Annotated in this window: 5 protein-coding genes; 2 read left to right on the top strand and 3 right to left on the bottom strand. The window is 69.5% G+C overall.

All coding sequences use genetic code 11. The annotated features are described in order from the left end of the window. Positions 1–7: 7 nt before the first annotated feature. Together ACNPM4_RS20590 and ACNPM4_RS20585 are read right to left on the bottom strand one after the other, a co-directional pair. The gene (locus tag ACNPM4_RS20590; protein ID WP_262002891.1) at positions 8–742 is read right to left on the bottom strand and encodes a GTP pyrophosphokinase; all 735 of its coding nucleotides are present in this window, start codon (positions 740–742) and stop codon (positions 8–10) included. Positions 743–802: 60 nt separating this feature from the next. Beyond that, a complete protein-coding gene (locus ACNPM4_RS20585) occupies positions 803–1,888 on the bottom strand; it encodes a VanZ family protein (protein WP_448987005.1) in 1,086 nt (361 codons plus the stop codon). An 83-nt stretch (positions 1,889–1,971) separates the two neighbouring features. Between ACNPM4_RS20585 and ACNPM4_RS20580 the strand changes: the two genes are divergently transcribed. Next, entirely contained in the window at positions 1,972–4,077 is a 2,106-nt protein-coding gene (locus ACNPM4_RS20580) for an APC family permease (protein WP_262002895.1), read from the top strand. Positions 4,078–4,092: 15 nt separating this feature from the next. Here the strand turns inward: ACNPM4_RS20580 and ACNPM4_RS20575 are convergent, their stop codons facing one another. Next, a complete protein-coding gene (locus ACNPM4_RS20575) occupies positions 4,093–5,499 on the bottom strand; it encodes an aminotransferase-like domain-containing protein (protein ID WP_448987004.1) in 1,407 nt (468 codons plus the stop codon). On the opposite strand from ACNPM4_RS20575, the gene ACNPM4_RS20570 reads away from it, so the two are divergent. After that, positions 5,498–5,772: EamA family transporter (locus ACNPM4_RS20570; RefSeq protein ID WP_448987003.1), on the top strand; the 275-nt coding region annotated here is incomplete at its 3' end. The two genes, ACNPM4_RS20575 and ACNPM4_RS20570, sit on opposite strands and share 2 nt — an antisense overlap.

Here is a 5,772-nt window from a genome sequence, read left to right as displayed (position 1 = left end):
CCGTCGGCTAGACCCCGACGACCCGCGGGTCGACAGGCGCGGGCGGAGCAGAGCGAGGTGCAGGGGGCGGCGGCGGAGCGAGCTGACGCTGGGGCACGCCGTGCGCCTCACGGTGCAGGCGCTCCATGCGGCTGTCGAGCTCGGAGGCGGCATCCGCGGCGTCGGACAGGCTGTCGACGAGGTGCGAGGGCACCTGGTTCGAGAACTTGTAGTAGATCTTGTGCTCGAGGCTGGCCCAGAAGTCCATCGCGATCGTGCGGAACTGCACCTCGACCGGAACCGACAGCGCGCCGGTCGACAGGAACACGGGCACCTCGATGATCGCGTGCAGGCTCTTGTAGCCGTTGGCCTTCGGGTGCGCGATGTAGTCCTTGACGGTGCGCACCGTGACGTCGTCCTGCGCGGTGAGCAGGTCGAACAGGCGGTAGACGTCGGCGACGAAGCTGCAGGTCACGCGCACGCCGGCGATGTCGGTGATCTCGGCGCGGATGCGGTCGAAGTCGGGCTCGTCGATTCCCTTGCGGGCGATCTTCTCGACGATGCTGTCCGGCGACTTCAGCCGGCTCTTCACATGCTCGATCGGGTTGTACGCGTGGTCGTGCGTGAACTCGTCGCGGAGGATCGAGATCTTCGTCTCGACCTCGCGCATCCCGAACTCGTACTCGCGCAGGAACCGCTGCAGCTCGTCACGCAGCACGCGGGCCTGGTTGATCGTGTCCTCGGTGACGTGAACGGTCGACATGGCATCGACGTTACGCGTTCGTGATCGGAAACCGCTGTGGATGCGCGATGTCCTCACGACTCACATGCGGCGGGCTCCGGGGCGCGGGGCTGCGACGTCCGCCCGCGCGTCGACGAGGTGCTGGCCGGAGAGGACACCGGGCAGGCCGCGCCCGGAGCGGGTCGTGAACAACAGGACGACCGCGACGAGGAACAGCGCGGCCGCCGCGAACCCGAAGATCCCGCCGGGCAGCTGAAGAGCGCTGATCCCTCCGATGCCGCCCGCCCAGCGCAGGAGGCGCGCGAACGGTGCCGGCAGACGCGATCCCGTGTAGCGGAGCTGCACGGCGATGTCACCGATCGAACGCCCGCCGATCAGGATCAGCACCAGGAACAGTGCGGACGGGACGATCGTGGCCGCCGCGGACGAGAGAGTGCCGTCGAGCACCGCGGCGCGGTCCTTCACGACGAACTCCAGCCACACCTGCACGGTCACGCCGGCGCCCATGCTCAGGAAGCCGTAGGCGAGGAAGTCGCACAGCATGACGAGGGCGCGGCGACCGCGGGTCACAGGTCGCGGAAGGGCGGCGTCGGGGCGCGCCGCCGCGCCGCGCAGCGACCGCGGGACGACCAGCGCCACGGTGCAGCCGACGACGGCGCCGAGGGTGTTCGTCATCAGATCACCCACGTCGAAGAAGCGATACGCGCAGGGATAGACACCCCACACGCCGGTCAACTGCGTCGTCTCGATCAGCAGCGACAGTCCGAATCCGGCGGCGAGCGCTACCAGGATGCCGCGACCGGCGAGGACCCGCACGAAGAAGCCGAGCGGGAGGAACAGCAGCACGTTGAACACCAACTGCAGCAGGGCCGGCTGCCGCAGCGGGTTGCCCGGCGCCGCGAACGCCTTCTGCACGTCGCGCACGACCGACATCGGATCGGTGATCGCCCCGACGCAGCGGATCGTGTCCGGGTCGGGCAGCGGAAGCAGGGTGTACGTCCAGATCGCCCAGAAGTAGATGAGGGCCGACAGCCAGAGCAGCGTGCGCCCGAGGCCGAGCCGCCCGCGCCGACGGTAGCTGATCGCCACGAACGGCACGAACAGGAGGATGCCGAAAGCCACTCCGATCGCGATGGCGATGAACCCGAGCAGCACCTGATCTTCCACAGCGTGCCAGTGTAGCCGCGGCCGTAAGGATTCCGTGAGGGACCCGTATCCGACCGTAGGGATTCCGTGAGGATCGCGTGAGGATGCCGTCAGCAGGCGTAGTGTCGCCGGACGTGTCAAACGAAAACAGGGAGAGCGCGGACGCGCCGCCGCGCGCGAAGCGCATCATCATCGGGGAACCGCTGACGAGCCAGCAGGTCGACGACCAGCTGCTCCCCAAGCGCATGGCACTGCCGATCTTCGCGTCGGACGCGCTGAGCTCCGTGGCCTACGCGCCACAGGAACTCGTGATGATCCTGCTGATCGGCGGGCTCACCTTCCTCTCCTTCACGCCGCTCGTCGCGATCTCGGTCGTGGTGCTGCTGATCGTGGTCGTGCTCAGCTACCGGCAGCTCATCAAGGCCTACCCCTCGGGCGGTGGCGACTACGAGGTCGCGTCGAAGAATCTGGGCGAGATCCCCGGCGTGATCGTCGCCGCGGCGCTCCTGGTCGACTACGTGCTGACCGTGGCCGTGTCGGTCGCGTCCGGTGTCGACAACATCATCTCGGCGGTGCCCGGCCTCGACCCGTTCCGGGTGGAACTCGCGGTCGGCTTCGTGATCCTGATCATCCTCGTGAACCTGCGCGGGGTCCGCGAAGCGTCTCTCGTCTTCGCGATCCCGACGTACGTCTTCATCGCGTCGGTCGGCATCATGATCGTCACCGGCCTGATCCGCACGTTCCTGGGCGACGCCCCCGTGGCCTCGAGTGCGGACTTCTCCGTGCAGGCCGAGAGTCTCAGCCAGGCCGCGGTGATCCTGCTGATCCTGCGCGCGTTCTCGAGCGGTTGCTCCGCCCTCACCGGCGTCGAGGCCGTGTCGAACGGGGTTCCCGCGTTCCGGGCGCCCAAGGTGCGCAACGCCCAGTCGACGCTCGTGTTGATGGGGTCGATCGCGGCCTGCCTGTTCGCCGGGCTCACCGCGCTCGCCCTCATCACCGGCGTGCACTACGCCGAGAACCCGTGCGACCTGATCGGCTTCGACTGCACGAACCCGCAGCCGAGCCTGATGGCGCAGATCGCCTCGGCCACGTTCGGCGGTGGCAGCATCGCCTTCTTCATCGTGCAGGCCGCGACCGCATGTGTGCTGCTGCTCGCCGCGAACACCGCCTTCAACGGGTTCCCGCTGCTGGGCGCCGTGCTCGCCCGCGACGGCTACGCCCCGAAGTCGCTCAACACCCGCGGCGACCGCCTGGTGTTCTCGAACGGCATGATTCTGCTCGGCATCGCGGCGATCGCGGTGCTCGTGGTGTTCCAGGCGAAGCTGACCACCCTGATCCAGCTGTACATCATCGGCGTATTCGTGTCGTTCTCGCTCGGGCAGATCGGCATGGTCCGGCACTGGCGACGATTGCTGCGCGGACCGGTCGAAAGCAAGGCAGGATCCGGCATCGACGGAGCATCCGCCTCCGATCGTCGTTCGGCGAAGATCGGGCTCATCATCAACTCGGCCGGCGCAGTGATGACCGTGCTCGTGCTCCTCATCGTGACGATCACCAAGTTCACGCACGGCGCCTACCTGGTGTTCTTCGCGATTCCGATCCTCGCCTTCCTCATGCTGGGCGTGAAGCGGTACTACCGCGACGTCGAACACGAGATCGCGATCGACGACACCACCAAGTTCGGCGCGACCGGCGACCTCGCGATCGTGCTCGTGAACCGACTGCAGAAGCCCGTCGTGAAGGCCATCGACTATGCGATCGCGGCCAAGCACGGCAAGACACTCGCGGTGCACGTGGCCGTCGCCTCCGACGACGCCGCCACGCTGCAGCAGGAGTGGGCCGACCACCTCGTGCCCATCCCGCTCGTGATCGTCGAGTCGCCGTACCGCTCGTTCGCGCAGCCGGTCACCCAGTTCATCAAGCAGTACCGCGAGAAGCACGGCTCGTCCGTCGTGACCGTCTACCTGCCGCAGTACATCGTGGGGCACTGGTGGGAGTCGTTCCTGCACAACCGTCGCGCCCGCCGGCTCGCGAACCAGCTGATGCTCGTGCACGGGGTGTCGATCACCCTCGTGCCCTGGCTGCTCGACTCGTCGGAGCTCATCTACGGCCGCCGTTCCCGTCCGCTGCCGGGCCAGGAGCGCGCCGGGCGGCCCGTGGTCGTGAACGGCCGCCGCGCACACCGGCCCGCTGGTCCGCCGCAGGAGTAGGCGCCGCGGCTCTCCTCACACCCCTTCGAGCACCGAACCGAGGATGCCGGCGGCCTCGGCGAAGCGCGCGGGGTCGGCGTTCGCGTAGTTGAGCCGCACGTACGAGCCCGAGGGCTCCGCCGGGAACCACTCGGACCCGGGGGCGATGATCACACCGCGCACCTCGCAGTCGCGGACGACCTGCACGACATCCGTCCCCTCTGGGAGCCGCACCCACAGGTTCAGGCCGCCTGCCGGGATGCCCTCGACCTGCGCCGACGGGGCGTGCTCGGCCAGGCTCGAGACCAGCAGGTCGCGGCGCGCGCGCAGGTGCTCGCGGAACCCGCGCAGGTGCGTGCGCCAGGCGGGCTGCGTGACCACGTCGAGCGCGGCGGCCTGCAGCAGCCCGCTCACGTACATGGACTCCGCCGCGCGGTCGGCCAGGATCCGCTCTCGCGCAGGTCCCCGGGCGATCACGGCCGCGACGCGCAGGGCGGGTGAGGCGCTCTTGGTGAGGGAGCGCAGGTACACGACATGACCGTCATCGTCGGAGGCGGCGACCGGCCGCGGCTCGGCATCGATCCCCAGGTCGTGCGCCCAGTCGTCCTCGATCAGGAAGGCCCCATGCCGGCGAACGGTCTCGAGCACGGCATCCCCCGTCGCGGTCGGCCACTGCGCGCCGGTCGGGTTGGCGAACGTCGGCTGCGCGTAGAACGCTCGGGCCCCCGTCTGCGCGAACGCCCGTTCCACGTCATCCGGATCGGGGCCCTGGGGGCCGGAGGGGATCGGCACCAGCACGACACCCGCCTGCGCGGCGGCGAGCAGCGCGCCCCAGTAGGTGGGCGACTCGACGAGCAGCGGCTGCCCAGGGCCCACGACCGCACGGAAGATCGAGCTCAGCCCGCTCTGACTGCCTGAGATGACGAGAGCATCGCGCGCCGATGCGGGTGTGACGCCGGCGGGTGCGGTGGCGGCGAGCTCTCCGGCGAACCAGGCCTGCAGCTCCGGCAGCCCCGCGGCGGGCGAGCGGGTCAGCGCCGCATCGGTGCGTGCGGCACGCACGAGCGCCTGCCGTACGAGCCGCTCCGGCAGCAGCTCGACCGCGGGGTAGCCGGAGTGGAGCCCGATCGCCTCCGGGGACACTGTGCGCTGCGTGGACGACAGGCCCGCGAGTCCGGCGGGCGCGGTGCCGAGCGCTGCGGTCTGCCAGCCGTAGTCGGCTGAGCGGGCGGGGCGGATCGCGCGGACGAACGTGCCGGCGCCCGGACGCGACTCCACCAGCCCGAGCCGGACGAGCTGCTGCATCGCCTTCTGCACGGTCACCGGGCTCGCCCCGTATTCGGCCATCAGTGCTCGGTTCGACGGCACTCGCGCGCCCGGCGAGGCGGAGGAGATCCATGCACGGACACCGGCGACGATCCGGTCACTGCTATCCTGACTCATGAAAGTAGAGAGTAGCGTTATCGCTCAGCGATCGACAGTGCTATCGACGCACGCCGGCCTCTGGTGGGGGCTTCTCGGCGTCACGGCCTTCTCGTTCACCCTCCCGTTCACACGGATCGCCGTCGACGGCCTCTCCCCGCTGTTCATCGGTGCAGGGCGCGCGGTCGTCGCCGCCCTCCTGGCGGGGATCGCCCTGGCCGCGACACGGCAGCACATCCCGACGCGAGTGCAGTGGTGGCGACTGGCCATCGTCGCCGGCGGAGTCGTGGCCGG

Source organism: Microbacterium umsixpiens (genome assembly GCF_053543675.1).
The sequence above is the reverse complement of the archived record's forward strand: the minus strand, read 5'-3'. Positions and strand labels throughout refer to the sequence as shown.